The organism is Streptococcus viridans (genome assembly GCF_900636365.1).
Lineage (GTDB): Bacteria > Bacillota > Bacilli > Lactobacillales > Streptococcaceae > Streptococcus > Streptococcus viridans_A.
Genome location: NZ_LR134266.1, coordinates 1,174,944 through 1,191,216 on the forward strand (window position 1 = coordinate 1,174,944; position 16,273 = coordinate 1,191,216).

General features: G+C 38.4%; 17 protein-coding genes and 1 other annotated feature. Of the genes, 5 read left to right on the forward strand and 12 right to left on the reverse strand.

Annotated elements, in window-relative coordinates:
• Positions 1-160 precede the first annotated feature (160 nt).
• The 4 genes from EL081_RS06250 to EL081_RS06265 are packed head-to-tail and all read left to right on the forward strand — an operon-like array spanning position 161 to position 3,101.
• Positions 161-841, forward strand: a complete 681-nt coding sequence (locus EL081_RS06250; RefSeq protein ID WP_125374917.1) for an amino acid ABC transporter permease — start codon at positions 161-163, stop codon at positions 839-841.
• Positions 801-1,478 carry an amino acid ABC transporter permease gene (locus EL081_RS06255; protein WP_126404426.1) on the forward strand — a complete coding sequence of 226 codons (678 nt, stop codon included), beginning with the start codon at positions 801-803 and terminating at the stop codon, positions 1,476-1,478. The genes EL081_RS06250 and EL081_RS06255 overlap by 41 nt, the downstream gene beginning before the upstream one ends.
• Before the next feature lies 1 nt (position 1,479).
• On the forward strand, positions 1,480-2,238 hold the full coding sequence (locus EL081_RS06260) for an amino acid ABC transporter ATP-binding protein (protein ID WP_126404427.1): 759 nt from the start codon (positions 1,480-1,482) through the stop codon (positions 2,236-2,238).
• Positions 2,239-2,249: 11 nt separating this feature from the next.
• Positions 2,250-3,101: a cysteine ABC transporter substrate-binding protein gene (locus EL081_RS06265; protein ID WP_126404428.1), complete on the forward strand. Its 852-nt coding sequence runs from the start codon at positions 2,250-2,252 to the stop codon at positions 3,099-3,101.
• Positions 3,102-3,293: 192 nt separating this feature from the next.
• Here the strand turns inward: EL081_RS06265 and EL081_RS06275 are convergent, their stop codons facing one another.
• The 7 genes from EL081_RS06275 to EL081_RS06305 form a co-directional block, all read right to left on the reverse strand.
• Entirely contained in the window at positions 3,294-4,787 is a 1,494-nt protein-coding gene (locus EL081_RS06275; RefSeq protein WP_126404429.1) for a hypothetical protein, read from the reverse strand.
• Between the two features lie 90 nt (positions 4,788-4,877).
• Entirely contained in the window at positions 4,878-5,345 is a 468-nt protein-coding gene (locus EL081_RS06280) for a deoxycytidylate deaminase (RefSeq protein ID WP_126404430.1), read from the reverse strand.
• A 130-nt stretch (positions 5,346-5,475) separates the two neighbouring features.
• Positions 5,476-5,835, reverse strand: coding sequence for a 50S ribosomal protein L20 (gene rplT / locus EL081_RS06285; protein ID WP_000124834.1), 360 nt, complete (start codon positions 5,833-5,835; stop codon positions 5,476-5,478).
• 49 nt (positions 5,836-5,884) lie between these two features.
• Entirely contained in the window at positions 5,885-6,085 is a 201-nt protein-coding gene (rpmI, locus tag EL081_RS06290) for a 50S ribosomal protein L35 (RefSeq protein ID WP_001125942.1), read from the reverse strand.
• 33 nt (positions 6,086-6,118) lie between these two features.
• Positions 6,119-6,649 carry a translation initiation factor IF-3 gene (gene infC / locus EL081_RS06295; RefSeq protein ID WP_006597373.1) on the reverse strand — a complete coding sequence of 177 codons (531 nt, stop codon included), beginning with the start codon at positions 6,647-6,649 and terminating at the stop codon, positions 6,119-6,121.
• 15 nt (positions 6,650-6,664) lie between these two features.
• Positions 6,665-6,795: a sequence feature (ribosomal protein L20 leader region), on the reverse strand.
• A gap of 20 nt (positions 6,796-6,815) precedes the next feature.
• On the reverse strand, positions 6,816-7,499 hold the full coding sequence (cmk, locus tag EL081_RS06300; protein WP_126404431.1) for a (d)CMP kinase: 684 nt from the start codon (positions 7,497-7,499) through the stop codon (positions 6,816-6,818).
• A 10-nt stretch (positions 7,500-7,509) separates the two neighbouring features.
• Positions 7,510-7,950: an SAG1386/EF1546 family surface-associated protein gene (locus tag EL081_RS06305; RefSeq protein WP_126404432.1), complete on the reverse strand. Its 441-nt coding sequence runs from the start codon at positions 7,948-7,950 to the stop codon at positions 7,510-7,512.
• Between the two features lie 45 nt (positions 7,951-7,995).
• Between EL081_RS06305 and EL081_RS06310 the strand changes: the two genes are divergently transcribed.
• Positions 7,996-8,193 (forward strand): ferredoxin, encoded by a 198-nt coding sequence (locus tag EL081_RS06310; RefSeq protein ID WP_126404433.1) that lies wholly within the window; start codon positions 7,996-7,998, stop codon positions 8,191-8,193.
• Here the strand turns inward: EL081_RS06310 and EL081_RS06315 are convergent.
• The 5 genes from EL081_RS06315 to EL081_RS06335 all read right to left on the reverse strand — a co-directional run bounded on the left by EL081_RS06315 (position 8,190) and on the right by EL081_RS06335 (position 16,273).
• Positions 8,190-8,678 (reverse strand): EbsA family protein, encoded by a 489-nt coding sequence (locus tag EL081_RS06315; RefSeq protein WP_006596041.1) that lies wholly within the window; start codon positions 8,676-8,678, stop codon positions 8,190-8,192. The genes EL081_RS06310 and EL081_RS06315 overlap by 4 nt on opposite strands.
• 129 nt (positions 8,679-8,807) lie before the next feature.
• Positions 8,808-11,336, reverse strand: coding sequence for an LTA synthase family protein (locus EL081_RS06320; RefSeq protein ID WP_126404434.1), 2,529 nt, complete (start codon positions 11,334-11,336; stop codon positions 8,808-8,810).
• 36 nt (positions 11,337-11,372) lie between these two features.
• Positions 11,373-12,857, reverse strand: a complete 1,485-nt coding sequence (locus EL081_RS06325) for a DUF2142 domain-containing protein (RefSeq protein WP_126404435.1) — start codon at positions 12,855-12,857, stop codon at positions 11,373-11,375.
• A gap of 10 nt (positions 12,858-12,867) precedes the next feature.
• On the reverse strand, positions 12,868-14,613 hold the full coding sequence (locus tag EL081_RS06330) for a rhamnan synthesis F family protein (protein ID WP_126404436.1): 1,746 nt from the start codon (positions 14,611-14,613) through the stop codon (positions 12,868-12,870).
• A 1-nt stretch (position 14,614) separates the two neighbouring features.
• Positions 14,615-16,273 (reverse strand): glycosyltransferase family 4 protein, encoded by a 1,659-nt coding sequence (locus EL081_RS06335; RefSeq protein WP_126404437.1) that lies wholly within the window; start codon positions 16,271-16,273, stop codon positions 14,615-14,617.

A 16,273-nucleotide genomic window follows, 5' to 3' on the forward strand; every position in this document is an offset into this window, starting at 1 on the left:
ATTGCATCGGCTATGATGAGTGATAAATTTTATCTATCAGCTTGATAAATTATCCATATTATTCAAATGATTTGTTTCGTGTTACAATGACTGTATTATTTTCTAATCAGTAAGGTAGCATTTCTTTTTTCCTTGCTCATTAGAGAGGAGGAAATCATTTTTGGATTGGTCAATTGTTGAACAATATTTTCCACTCTACCAGCAGGCCTTTTTCTTGACCTTTCACATTGCCTTCTGGGGAATTTTAGGTTCATTTCTTTTAGGACTGATTGTGAGTATCATCCGACATTATCGTCTACCGATTTTAAGTCAACTAGCTGGTTGTTACATCGAACTTTCTCGAAATACACCTCTCTTGATTCAGCTCTTCTTCCTCTACTTTGGCTTACCAAGGATAGGAGTCGTACTTTCTTCAGAAGTCTGTGCAACCATTGGTCTTATCTTTTTAGGTGGTTCCTATATGGCTGAGTCCTTCCGAAGCGGTCTAGAAGCTGTCAGCCAAACCCAGCATGAAATCGGTCTCTCCATTGGGCTAACACCCAGACAGGTCTTTCGCTATGTGATCCTACCACAAGCAACCGCAGTGGCTCTGCCTTCCTTTAGTGCCAATGTCATTTTCCTGATTAAGGAGACCTCTGTATTCTCTGTAGTCGCTTTAGCTGACCTCATGTATGTAGCAAAAGATTTGATCGGACTCTATTACGAGACAGACATCGCCTTGGCCATGTTGGTCATTGCCTATCTGCTCCTCTTACTACCGATTTCACTTCTCTTTAGTTGGATAGAAAGGAGATTACGCCATGCAGGATTCGGGAATTCAGGTACTCTTTCAGGGAAATAATCTCCTTCGAATACTCCAGGGCTTGGGTGTGACCATTGGGATCTCCATCGTCTCTGTCCTCCTATCTATGATCCTTGGAACCCTCCTCGGCATCGTGATGACTTCTCAATCAAAATTCATTCGTCTACTCACTCGCTTTTATCTCGAATTTATTCGAATCATGCCCCAGTTGGTCTTGCTCTTTATTGTTTACTTCGGTTTGGCCCGCAACTTCAACATAAACATTTCTGGCGAAAGTTCAGCCATTATCGTCTTTACCCTTTGGGGAACAGCCGAGATGGGAGATTTGGTCCGTGGGGCCATCACTTCTCTTCCAAAACACCAGTTTGAAAGTGGACAGGCCTTAGGACTAAGCAAGGTCCAACTATACCGCTACATCATTATCCCACAGGTTCTCAGACGATTGCTTCCACAAGCTATTAACTTGATTACCCGTATGATTAAAACAACCTCCTTAGTAGTCCTCATCGGGGTTGTAGAAGTTACCAAGGTCGGTCAACAAATCATCGATAGCAACCGCTTGACCATCCCTACCGCTTCTTTTTGGATTTATGGAACCATTTTAGTCTTGTACTTTATCGTTTGCTTCCCTATTTCCAAATTGGCAGGACATTTAGAAAACCACTGGAGGAATTAATATGTCTGAAACCATTTTAGAAATCAAGGATTTAAAAAAATCCTTCGGAGATACCCCTATCCTCCAAGGACTTTCCCTAAAAGTTCAAAAAGGGGAAGTCGTGGTGATCTTGGGTCCTTCTGGTTGTGGTAAGAGTACCCTTCTTCGTTGTATCAATGGCTTAGAAAGCATCCAAGCCGGCGATATCCTCTTGGATGGTCAATCCATTACTAAAAACCAAAAGGACTTCCACCTGGTCCGCCAAAAGATTGGGATGGTCTTCCAAAGTTATGAACTCTTTCCCCATTTAGACGTCCTCCAAAACTTGATCCTAGGCCCTACAAAAGCTCAAGGACGGCCTAAAGAGGAAGTCATCAAGGAAGCAGAAGAGTTACTGGAACGAGTCGGACTCTCAGACAAAAAACATAGTTACGCAAGACAGCTATCTGGGGGACAGAAACAACGGGTAGCGATCGTTCGTTCCCTCCTCATGCATCCAGAAATCATCCTCTTCGATGAAGTGACAGCTTCTCTTGACCCTGAGATGGTTCGGGAAGTCTTAGAGCTCATCAATGACTTGGCCCAAGAAGGACGGACCATGATTCTGGTGACCCACGAGTTACAGTTCGCACAAGCCATTGCCGATCGAATTATTTTCTTAGACCAAGGCAAAATTGCTGAAGAAGGAAGTGCTCATTCCTTCTTTAGCAACCCACAAACCCAACGAGCACAAGAATTTTTAAATGTATTTGACTTTAGCCAATTTGGCTCATATCTATAAAGGAGATTTTTATGAAATTCATTAAACCAATTTTAGTTCTATTCACCTTCGCCCTTGCTCTGCTCTTTATCACTGCTTGTGGCTCCAGCAAAACTTCTTCTTCCGGCTCTAAAGCACGTACCATTGAAGAAATCAAGAAAAGTGGTGAGCTTCGTATCGCAGTCTTTGGGGACAAAAAACCATTTGGGTATGTTGATAATGACGGTTCCTACCAAGGATATGATATTGAACTAGGGAATCAATTAGCTAAAGACCTAGGTGTCAAACCGAAATACGTTTCAGTGGACGCGGCTAACCGTGCCGAATACTTGATCTCCAATAAAGTCGATATCACCTTGGCCAACTTCACCGTAACAGATGAGCGGAAGAAACAAGTAGACTTCGCCCTTCCTTATATGAAGGTTTCACTCGGTGTGGTGTCTCCTAAAGATAAAGTCATCACAGATGTGAAACAATTGGAAGGAAAAACCTTGATCGTAACCAAGGGAACCACTGCTGAAACTTACTTCGAAAAGAACCATCCAGAAGTGAAACTTCAAAAATATGACCAATACAGCGATGCCTATCAAGCTCTCCTAGATGGACGTGGCGATGCTTTCTCAACAGACAACACAGAAGTCCTTGCTTGGGCCCTTGAAAACAAGGGATATGAAGTTGGAATTACTTCACTTGGTGATCCAGATACTATTGCCCCTGCTGTTCAAAAAGGAAACAAAGAACTCCTTGATTTCATTAATGATGACATTAAAAAGCTTGGAAAAGAAAACTTCTTCCACAAAGCTTACGAGAAAACGCTTCACCCAACATACGGAGATGCTGCAAAAGCAGATGACCTCGTTGTTGAAGGTGGCGAAGTGAAATAACAAAAAAAGAGGCTGGGACAAAAGTCCTAGCCTCTCAATTGTCTTTGGATTGTCGAGCAAGACGCAGTGGTTGAGTGGGCTCTACTACGCTGATTTCATCAGCTTTTACAGCCCTACTCAACTGTGCGGAGGTGGGACGACGAAATCGAATTCTAACGAATTACCGATTTCTGTCCCACTCTCTTTTTCTAGTCAAAAACTATCTTCCACTGGTGCTTCTGATCGTTTCTTCCAAAAGCAGGCACCCAGTAGGACATCGATGGTTAAACAGACAGAGAGGATCTGTAGAGGCCAAAGCAAGCCATAAACAGCAGATAGACCATAGAAAATACTTGCCGAAGCCCAAAGAATTCGAGATTCTATCGCCAAAGCGAACTGGCTTGAGACAAAGCCGATTGTGAATAAAACCAAATGGATACCCGTTGCATAAAAAAGGATGAAAGCAAAAGGGCCGGTCAGGAAGAGTCCGATGATACCCAAGCCGTAATAAGCAAGACCTAGCCATTTGGGAAGAGCAAAAAGATACGAATAAAGAGACGATGCATTTCCTTTATTGGTTAAGACCCCGTTAATAGGCTGTCTAGAGTTCTCAAATGACTGATTGCTATTGTCGTCTTGCTCCAAAGTCACGTCCACTGTAGGCCTTTCTTGCCCATACTCTAACCCCTTTGTTACTACTCCTTCACCATTATCACTCGATTGGTTCCCAAATAACATAACAAGGGGAGCTATGACTAATTTTTCTTTCATCAAGACGAATACATTAGGATAGCCAAATCGTTTTGGGTAAGAAAGCAAATCGGATAATAAGGACGAAGATTCCTTATTTCCGGAGATTACTTCATCCGATTCCCATTGACTTTCTATCTGCTCAGCTGACTCTTCTTCATCTCCACTTGCAGCACTATCTTTGTCAGTATAGACACTTGACCGCGTCCCAAACAGCTTCTGCAAACTTTCATTCTGTCTATATACCAGATAAAGGGAAATGACAGAATGGTAAAAAGGAATAGGTGAAGTCGTCTTTAAAACAAGCAGGTCTAGCGTGACAGAAGGGAGATAGTAACAAGCATAAAGGCAACTGAGCACAAATAGAACCTTCTGATTCTTAATGATGAGGAAACTAGACAACAAGATGACTAGCAGGACTTCTTGGTCCACTCCTTCAAATAATCTCCAGTAAATGTCAGATTTTGAATGATCCAATATATTCCATAAGCGTAATACAACAGGAGTCCGATCTACCAATTGTAAGATACTAATCCCAAAGGAAACCAACGGAACGATTGGATACCAAGTCCCTTCCTGACCAACCAAAGAACGAAGATGTGGCCACTCCACCTTATTGATCATTATCAGGACAATAGCTAAGGTTGGAAGTTGAGAGAGTCTCATCACAACCTCCGTACCAAATAAAGCAATGGGAACCTCTTGTGGCCAAAAGATGCTGAGGACTAGGAAGAGAGCATAGGGAAGAAGACCTTCCGCCTTCTTCTCATCTTTCCAAATCTTTACTGTGAGAAAAACTTGAATAGCCAGCCATAAAACAATCTGAAGAATTGACAACCAGATAATAGGGGGAGATTCACCGTTTCCAGGCTCTCCGGATAAGAACATAGATACTTGAAAAAGAGCTCCAAAAACCAAGACTAGTAAGAGAATTGGGTAGCAAATTTTACGGTTCATCACAATCTCCTTCCTCTAGACGAATCAGTGAAGCGTGAACTCAAAACGAGCTTTCTTTTTAATTGTAGCTAGTGAGACAGTAATTCATTCTTAAATAAAATCAGCCTCTGCAATAGCTTCTTTGACCACTTCCAATGGGAGATGGACCAGTTCTACTTCTTTTTCACGGTAGAGGTACTCAGCATATTCATCGATACGGTATTGATGGATATAAACAACCCGCTTGCAACCAACTTGAAGCAACTGCTTGGTACAATTGAGGCAAGGGAAATGGGTCACATAGGCTGTGAAACCTCTGGGAATCCCCCGTTCGGCTCCCTGTAAAATGGCATTGACTTCCGCATGGAGGGTTCGGACACAATGCCCTTCCACCATGAGACAGTCATGATCCAAGCAATGTTCTGTACCAGAGACAGAGCCATTGTAGCCCGTCGCAACTACCTTATGATCCTTGACTAATACAGCCCCCACCTTAGCCCGCTTACAGGTTGCTCGATTTGATATTAACAAAGCCTGTGCTGCAAAATACTCATCCCAGGCTAATCGCTTGTGTCCCACAGTCTTATCCTCCTTCATAAACCTTCTAATTTTTTTCATTATAGCACGAAATCAGCAAGAAAAAAAGATGACACTGTCACAGCTGATTCCATCATCCAAAAAAAGAGATCCATGCGGATCTCTTAATCAATTATTTACCAAGTTTTGCTTTAGCTGCGTCTGCAAGAGCTGTGAAAGCTGCTGCATCGTTAACAGCCAAGTCAGCAAGCATTTTACGGTTAACTTCGATCTCAGCCAATTTCAAACCATGCATCAATTGTGAGTATGAAAGACCGTTCATACGAGCTGCCGCATTGATACGTGTGATCCACAATTTGCGGAAGTCACGTTTCTTTTGACGACGGTCACGGTATGCATAGTAGTAAGAGTTCATTACTTGTTCTTTTGCAGTACGGAACAAGATGTGTTTAGCTCCATAGTAACCTTTAGCTAATTTAAGAATACGTTTACGACGTTTGCGTGATACAACGCCACCTTTAACACGTGCCATTTATATTTCCTCCAATATTTCCTAGAATTCTTTACTTACAAATACGCGATTATTTCAAGCGAGTAAGCATTGCTTTGATACGTTTGAAATCTCCTGAATGCACCATAGATGCTTTACGAAGATGACGACGTTGTTTCTTAGTTTTTCCGTGGAAACGGTGAGAAGTGTAAGCACGGAAACGTTTAAGTCCACCAGAACCTGTACGTTTGAAACGTTTAGCTGATGCGCGGTGTGTTTTTTGTTTTGGCATGATATTTTCTCCTTTTTTTAACTTTCTGACAGTTTATTTCTTGTCAGTTGCTGGTGCCAACTGCATGAACATTTGACGACCATCCATTTTAGCACGTTGTTCGATGATAGCAATATCTTGAGTTGCTTCAGCGAAGTCGGCTAAAACTTTTGCCCCAATCTCTTTATGGGTGATCATACGACCCTTAAAGCGAATGGAAACCTTCACTTTGTTTCCTTTTTCAAGGAACTTGCGAGCATTGCGAAGTTTTGTATCGAAATCACCCTTGTCAATAACTGGGCTCAAACGAACTTCTTTCACGGTCACAACGCTTTGTTTTTTGCGTTGTTCTTTTTGTTTCTTCTGGTACTCAAATTTGAACTTACCGTAGTCCATAATTTTCGCAACAGGAGGTTTAGCTTGAGGTTGAATGAGAACCAAGTCCACATTAGCGTCGTCCGCAAGTGCTTGCGCTTCACCAAGTGGTTTGATACCCAATTGTTCGCCCTCAAGACCGATTAAGCGAACTTCACGTACACGAATTTCATCATTGATGAATAAGTCTTGCTTTGCTATGGTTTTCACCTCTTTTTTTATTTTAGAGAAAAACAAGAGCGGACTTGCTAACGCAAACCCGCACTACATGATTATAGTTCATTTCTGAAACTTGATCCGTAGGGGCCAGACAACGTTAGTCGCAAGGCGAGAAGTTCTCACTTCTGCTTTTCTCAACTTTTATATGATATCAAGTTTATGATGGATTGTCAAGGATTTTTTTCGCTTTTTCTTCAATAAATGCAACCACTTGATCAATCCCGACACCAGTCGTATCAAAATGAATGGCATCTGCTGCTGGTTTCAATGGAGAAACCTCTCGGTGACTGTCTTTATAGTCCCGCTCAGCAATTTCTTTTTTCAATACTTCTAAATCTGTTTCAATGCCCTTGCTCAAATTTTCCTTATAGCGACGCTCTGCTCGTTCTTCTACAGAAGCTACTAAAAAAATCTTCAATTCTGCATCTGGCAGGACAACCGTTCCAATATCGCGACCATCCATCACGATTCCACCTTGAGCTGCAATCTGCTGTTGTTGCGCTACCAAGCGTTCACGAACAGGTGCCAAGGCAGATACCCAAGAGACATTATTGGTTACTTCATTGTCACGGATAGGATGTGTCACATCGACATCTGCTACAAAGACCATCTGTTGGCCATCTTCAGAGCGTCCGAAACTAACTGGATAGCGATCCAACAGTTCTATCAAACCTTCCACATCATCTTCTGAAAGGTCATGACGAAGAGCCAAATAAGTAGCTGCTCGGTACATGGCACCCGTATCCAGATAGGTGTAACCTAGCTCTTTAGCAATAATCTTAGCAACAGTTGACTTCCCGCTAGATGCAGGACCATCAATCGCGATTTGAATCTGTTTCATAGCTTATCCTTTATTTAATCTTGACGACATCTCCTGGATTGGCATACCATGATCCAGTAGACATGTGAGATGGATTCAGTTGTTCCAATTCGGCAATCGAAATTCCAGCACGCGCTGCAATCGCTGCCTCTCCTTCACCAGCTAGGACTGTAATCGTTCCTTCTTCAGATTCTTCTGCACTTGCTTCCTCTGTCTGTTCTGCAGCTGGAGCACTGCTTGCTGCAACGACTGTTGTTTCACCATTATAGAAACCGCTCATTTGTTTTTTCTTATCGCTACCACCTGTAGAAAGGTAAATTAAGAAGCAGACCATCGCTACAATAATAATAAAGAAAATAATCGCCAAGATGGTCAACAAGCGATCAGCTTTTATCCCATTTAATTTGTTTGTTCGTTTCAATGTTTCTTCTCCGTCATCATAAATTTCTTCTTCCCATGGCTCTTTCGGCATAACTTCCTCCTTGTGTTTTCCTGTTAAAATCATTACAATATAGATATGAAAATAACCTTAATACCTGAACGTTGTATCGCATGTGGCCTCTGCCAAACATACTCGGACATTTTTGACTATCATGATAATGGCATTGTTAAGTTCACCTCTGAGGATGAACGATTGGAAAAAGAGTTTCCTACCGATGTAGCCATCCAAGAAGCTGTTAAAAATTGTCCGACTCGAGCTCTTATCAAAGATTAAGAGCTTTTTTCATTATCTGCATAGTAGAGTTGATAATAGTCCACATGGATAAAGTTATCAGTCAACTCAATCTCTCCCTTGAAATGATCATTCAAGGCCAAGGCATTGATAAAGTATTTTTTGGGCCACTTACGCATACAGAAGGTCCGACTTCTTGATCCATCATTGAAAATCAACTTGATGGAATTCTTTGTAACTTCCACTTTTTCAATCGATGAAATCGGAACTTTTATAGGAGTTAATGGGTTCGCCGTGATAATCCGTAGAATCCCATCATCGTATATCGTAAAATAGCGATGCACTCCTACAGCCAGTAAGGCCATAAAGAGAAAGAATGAAAAGAGTACCACCGTCGGGATACTGGAACTCTCATACATCAGAGCTAATCCAATAAAGACGGGTATAACCGATAAGGACCAGTAGGTAATCAGCATGGATAAATCAGGCTGCCAATGGTATCGGATTTTCCCAAAAATCTTAATCATATCCGGAACCCCCTCCTACTAGTTTAGCATAAAATCAACAAAAATAGAACAGGAAAGCCTGTTCTATTTTTAATAATTTTAGCAATCAAATAACCAAACAACTGATTGATAAAAGCTAGTCTCTTTCCATTAATTTTTCGCCGATGGTACCTCGAAGAAAGATTGGGATAGATAGCCTTTGCCACTGATTAAATCATACTCGACCATCTTCAAATCTTCAGCAATCTCTTTAGCTTCTCCTTCTAAAGCTTTTTTATCAACACTTGCTTTCTTCAAAACTTCAGTCAAGAGAGCATAGTAAGGTGAGATTTTAGAGTTGGTCTGTTCAAAGACCATAGCAGAGAAATCACTTGAATTGACTAAAGGATAGTCCAACTTCGGAGCATCGAAATTACTCCAAATAAAGTAGTCTGTTTGGTATTGACCTTCTGGATAGTTCTTAAAGGCAGATTCTGGATACAACCCAGGCAAATGATCTCCGTAAAAGACAACTGTAATCTTTTTATCGATTTTGGATAGCTTTTCTAGGAAATCTTGAGTGGCGCTGTCGGTGAATGTTAGTAACCTTGAATAATTTGTCAAACGAGTATTCACATCTTCTGAGAAATCTTTTCCAGAAGCAGTTACATCTGATGGTTCACCTGCAATAAAAGGCGCATGATTTTGCATCGTAATGACTGAAAAGAATTGACTCCGCTTAGGATCTAAATCTTTTAATACTGAATTATAGGTTGATTGGTCACTGACATGAATTTCCTGATAACCTACATTGTAATCTTTTTTATCATCAATGCTTACAAACTTATCAAAAGCTAGTCTATTGTATATAACATTTCTTGAATAATTGATTTTAGATTCGAAATGTATGATTTCTTTATTTTTAGAATTAAAAGAATCACTAATCGAAATTAAATGTTGCATTTTTGGAGCAACATCTGAGTATAGAACAGAGACGGTAGGGCTGATATTATAAAATGGTAAGCCTGTTAAGGTTTGAAATTCCATATTAGCCGTACCACCGCCGTAGCCGTCTGATTTCATTAAACCACTTGTCACTCTTGATTTTATGTTTTGAATATTTGGGATAGGATTTCTAGAAATTGTCACTCCTTCGATTCTGCTTGGATCCGAAAAACTCTCACTCAGGACATAAATGATGGTCTGTTGATCGACATATTCATTTCTTGTTTGATTAATTTCAGAAGCTTGCACAGAGTATTTCTTTTCAATCTCTTGCATTTTTTCTTTGCTGTATCCCTCAGGTTTTATCATGACTTCTGTTGTCAATTGATTAAACCATACATAAGCTAGTGATCGATACCTTGCATTTATCGAATTCCCCAGCCATTTCGTATCCTGAAAGTTATTCAGTAAGGTGATAACTGGTACTTTCTCTGAAATCATACCATTCTCTTTTTGGTCAAAGATCGAATATACTTTATAACCAAATAATACCAGAGCAAAAAGGGTAAGATATCGAATTATGGTTGATCTAATAATTTTACCTGTATAAATATACCGTCTGCCGAGAATATAGGTAACTGATAGACCTACTGCAACGGCTATGACGATGAACATAAAGGAGACATCAACAAAGCTAAATAAAACGGAAGGTTGAGATAACCAGACTAAATCACTCGGTAAAATTGGCTCGCCCCTCATACTAAATTTAACAGCATTGCCTACAACGAAAAAAATACTACTAAAGACTATTAAAATCGTCGTAAACCAATATCTATTAATTAACACATATAGAGAGATGTATAGAAACACGAGACAAAGGATAGGAAATACGACTCCACCTGGAAAAATCGAATAACCCACTAATAAATCTCCTACTCCAAGTCCAACTTGCACACCAGTATTCGTTAAGATGGCTAAACTAATACTAGTCATGACAGCCAGTGAGAAACTCGATCTATTTTTAACTAAATCTATTTGACCTTTGACAAAAAACAATCCGATAAGAGTCAAAAGAATAGAGAAGGCAAGCATTTTAAACTCAATAAACCAAAATTGCGATAGAGAATATTTGCCTCCTCCAGTTTTTCCAATACCATCAAACAAATACCAGGTCGTACGATAGAGAGTTGAAGGAATTTTTGAATCCGTTAAAACAAAAGTTGTTAAAATACTAGAATGCAATAAGTATTCAAATAGTTTTCCAATTGGTCTCATCTTTCTGTTAACAGCCTTATTATCAAACCACTGTCTAATAGTTGAAAATAAAAGCGAACTAACAACTAATACCGATACAAAAACTATTGAATTAGTCTGCCAAAAACCATTCTTGGCAAAATCAAATATCTTATACTTCGGTACATTAATATGAAGAGCAACTTCAACTGAATAGGAAAGAATTAAATAGACACTATACGATACAAGAATCTTTAAAGCAAAAATTCGCTTTAAATCATATTGAGAAATTAAGGCAACTAAAACGACTGTTGCAAGCCCAAAATAGATCCCACAGTGATTAATCAATGTTATAACGGACCCTGTTGCTCCTAGATTATCAGCAATAACATGCTGAACTAAATACGTATTAATGACAAGGAATAACACAAGAAGAGCAAGAGAATACAATTGTGTTCTCGTTAATTTTTGATAGTTTCTTAGAAGAAACTCTTTTAAATTAAACTTCTTTTTTCTCTTCATTTTTCTCCCCATAACTAAGATGTTGAAATTATAAAATCAACCCTGAATTTGTGTATAAATACCAATACTTATCGTCAAAATGTTTAAGAAGATGAGCGCATATTGTAACGATATATCAAAATTTGAATCCTCACTTTGAGCAATATCCGCTATACCCACCTTTTTGTGGAACCATGTCCCAAAATAAAGTGGCAGAAACATTAAAATATAATAATAGTAACGACCTTGAACCCCACCAACAACAATATCACCTGTGTGATATACACGAGGATCTCCAGAAATCGCAACAATAATTAGTATCGCTATACCTAAAAGTAAAAGCAAACTGTAATATTTAAAGAATTTAGGCAGTTCAATCTTATTTCTAAGAATAATAATAAATAGAATGAAAAAGAAAGTAAAAATTGAAGCTGCTATTAAAAATGCTGATTTTTCAGAAACATACTTTAATGGATCTGAAATAAAGTCATTAATAATTCCATGCGGTGCTAAGAATAAGGTTCGTAACAATGGCAATGGATGCGTTAAGAAATAGAATAGACCTGGACCTTCCCCTGATATGGAACTTCCAGATGGGAATAGTTTAATAATACCAACATAAATAAATGATATAAATAGATTTAAAAGAAAAAGCAAGGAAGAAAATGACCTCATTCTTTTATCTTTGTAATATCTATTTGGTAAAACAGATAATAAACTTCCTGTTAGAATAAAAGGGAATTTCGAAAATGCAAAAAGCAATGTCGTACATTGAAAAGCAATTGCATATTTTTTATCAACTTTATTTTTCTCAGAGAGAACATTTGTTAATAATGCTAAAGCAATTAAACTAGCTCCAAAATACAAGTAATCATAATGGTAACCAGCGATAATATACAAAACAGCCGGGAATGTAGAGAAAAGATAGATAGCTTCCCTAAATACCTTACTGATTTTTAATGCAAGATAGGCTAAAATCGCAAACGCTATAACTTCGAAAATTCTTCCTAAATAATAAGAAACATATACTTTTTTTGAAATTAATCTACCAATGGACCATCCAATAGCATTAGGGAGAAAAGCAGGATTGTCAAAACCAACCCTTGTTCCTCTAATTTTACTATCTTTATGTTCTACATTATACCAATACTGTGAAGATTTCTTCCCAGGATTTCTTAGCGCATCATAACCAAATACAGAATCATAATCTTCTAGCTTTTCATTCGAGTACTTAAAAATTGGGCTATCGGATACACTAATGACGTTTGGCAAGTGAGATTCTTCATCCAATCCATATTGAACTGGCTTAACAACAGAGATAAAACCACCAAATATAACTATTAACAAAAATGCATTCCGTGGTAATTTAGCAGAGTCTTTGGAGTTAAACAGTAACAGGTAGATAACTGATGCTATTATTAGAATTAAAACTTTCTTATTCAAAGTAAATTCAAATAAACTGGTCAAAAAAATCCTTGAGAACAAAATTAAGACGATTGCAATGATAATATTCCTTAACTTTTCTTTATCAAATAAACTCACGAAATTTCCTCTACTTTCTCTTGAGAAGTCTCAATATAATATATTTCAAAGCTCTTGCTGGCCCAATCAAGATATACTTCAAGGCTCCTTTAATCCCACCGATTTGATTAAAGTCCACGAAGGTATGTGGTTGGAGATCCTCACGATTGTTCAACTGCTTATTATCGATAAATGGTGTGAGAACGTGTGGATTTTGGGAGATCCTAAAGTCATATTTTTGATCCCAAGCAATATAGACTAATAAGCGTTCAATCGCATGAAGGATCGAATTTTGAGGAAGAGGTTCAGCTGGAACATCTGCTACTGTCAAATTCAAATCAAAGAGTGGTTTCAAAGCATCATACTTAAACCAAACAAAAGTCCCATAACTCATAACAAAGGTATTGATATTCTTGAAATCAATTGTCTTGGTCGCTCCCATCCGTTGCCAGAGCTTGTTCATCTCTGGTGAAATGAGGGCCTCATTCCAAGCAACCACTATTCGATTGTAGCGGAAGAAGGTTGGAATATCTGCGATGGTGATTCCGACTTTTGTATTGACCTCCAAATTGGCAAGAATTTGATCTGCAGGTTTAACCAACATGTCAATCAATTCTTTCCTCCAAGATTCACCCGCCCAGAAATCTGCTTCTTTGGATTTCTTAGTATGGAAATGGCCGACATAATCGTAGCGAGAGAGTTGCTCTTTTAAGAGCAACATTGGTAACACATCTCGCCCAATATTTCCAGTCACCACAACCGTTGCATCTTGAGCCCGATTAGAAAGAATTTTCTCAATAGCCTGCTTCTTCTCTTCTACATCTGTCGTAATCCATAAGTCATAAGCAAAATGAAAAGCTTGGAAAGCATCTAAAAATTCTTCTAAAAGGTCCACATAAAAGACATGGAGATGAACCGCAACTTTTTTATCGAAATCTCCTGGCAATTCTAGGTTTTTCAAGTACTTACGAGATAACAAATAAGGATAGTCCGGACAATCAATCATAGACATATGATTGAGAATCAAGTCTAATGGATAGTCTGATACACGCTCCAATTCGTCAAAAATATAGGGCATGATTCCTTCATTGTTTGCAATGGTTTTGACCTTGATAAAAGGAACCTTATGTTTGAGAATGGCTGTAGGATTGTAGTAAGAAAAGTCTGGATAGAGCATCCCTGTTGTATCTTCATGGATGGTATTAAAGACAGTTTTATAGCGAAAACCAGCATCCAAGAAATTCGTTGTGACCTTGGTCTCGTAGTGATCGATCACATCTTGAACATTGGTAAAGTCTTGAACGCCCTGCCAAAACTCATGGAAAGTACTTGATTCAATAACCTGTTTTTTAAAGCTAAGATAATAACTTTGAATATGCTCGTTAAAATCCTTGTCTTTCCGGTAATTGGTCATTCCCCAGAAATCTACTTCAGGGTCATTTTCAAACTGCTGATAAATTGGTTCTAAATCCCAAAGAGGGCCAAAGCAGGTATCATTCATGAGGGTAACAGAATCAAAGTGGGCCAGTTGGTCAAAGCCGACTGTCTTCATTCCATCCCGCCAAGCAGCGAAGTCAAAGCCACTATTTTGGCGCTCAAGAATATCATCCACCAACTGTTGGGAAGATAAATGATCCTTCACATCTTCTGGTAGCTGACTATTAGAGATAAAGACCACCCGTGAATACAAGGGACGAATTTTTTCTAATTGGTAGAGTACATGTCCACTTATAAAGTTAAATTTATTGAAGTGAACATATAGAAGTAAACGTTGCATATTATTTCCTTATTCTTAAGAATTTCAAGATTTTTGTTGGAATGGTCCAACGTCGAGAATGGATGACAGAGTTGTATTCATGAGTTAATTTTCTATAACTTTCAGCTAAATTGTATTGGTGTTTAATAAATCCTTCGTCATCCTCTTTTTCGTACGAAAATTGAAATTGATTTCCTGATACAGTTGAAAGATCAAAAAGAATGTGTGGATGGGTATTAAAGAAAACCAAAACATCCTCGAAATCAATTCCATTTGAAGTTGCAAGAGGAATTTCTCTCTGATCATCTAATGCTATCAATGACAATTTTTTATAGGAGCTAGGAAATTCTGAAAGTAAAATTTTTAGACTTTTTTCATTTTCAAGCTGAAAGATAACGGTGCCCGTATTTTCCAGTCTCTCTTTTGTTATTTCATGATAGATTGAGTGCAGTCCATCGTTAGATGCATAGATAACCACTTGAGATTTACCAATAACTTCGATATCACGATTCTTGAATTTCATCCCAAAAAATCGAGCATACTTAGAGGTTAGCTTTTGGTTCACAATTGGTGTTTCTACTTCAATATTATCTTTAAAATCAAAATAGATTGTTTCAAGATTATACTTCTTTCGAGCGCGTTCTTGATCCAGTAGTTGTTTTTCTTTATAGGTATCAAAATTCTCAATCACTGTAGCCATTTGTTGACTTAGCAAATCCCTATCCCCTAGTGAATATAAGTTCCCAGTTTCTAAAAATTTACTCGAAGACATATGACCTAAATTATCGGAAATGATTGCCGGAACACCATTTAGGACTGATTCCACAAATACCAAAGAAAATGTTTCTAATTTAGCAGGTAAGACAAGGATATCTTTATCTGTCACCAAGGACCATGGATCCGAGTGAAACCCAACAAAACTCACACGCTCAAGATGATGCGTTTGAATATAGTCATCCATCAACTTTTTGTATTGTTCATCCCATCCTCCGATAAAGACCAGTTCAATATCTTTCCGATCTAATTGATGATAAGCAGCGAGCAACTCTAGCTGATTTTTTCGTTCGTTAATCCCACCGATTGATACAAAACGAGAAATGGTAGAATTCTTTAGCGGACGCTCTTGAACTTCTGTATAGGGAATAAACGGAATCAATTTATCAGTCGTAAAATAATTCGTAAGAGTGTGGTATAATTCCCCTTCGACTACAAAAATTTTATCAGACAAATCATCAATTAAGGGAATTAGCTCCTTATAATAGCCAAACTCGCCAAAAGGAAATTCATGAATAATATAAAAATGTCTCACCTTTTCACATGCAGCAGCTATTGCTCCCTGAAACACATTTACTGTATTCGAAATAACCAGTTCAATCTGTTCGTTCTGAATGATTTCTCTTACTTCATCAATATTCTTTTGTTGAGAGGCTTGGATTTCTAAATCCGAAATATCCAGCGTTTTAGACTCAGGCCACCACCACTGATTGGTTTTTAACTGAAATAGTTTAATTCCAGTGGTATCCATATGACGAAGATAATCTTTATCGATGTGTGGAGTATTATCCGGTATCACATTATAAACTTCATGACCTTCTTGAACTAACAACTTCATTAGGTTCACAATCGATACTTCTGCTCCACTAAACATGGCTCCAACAGGAGATACAAATAAAATTTTCAT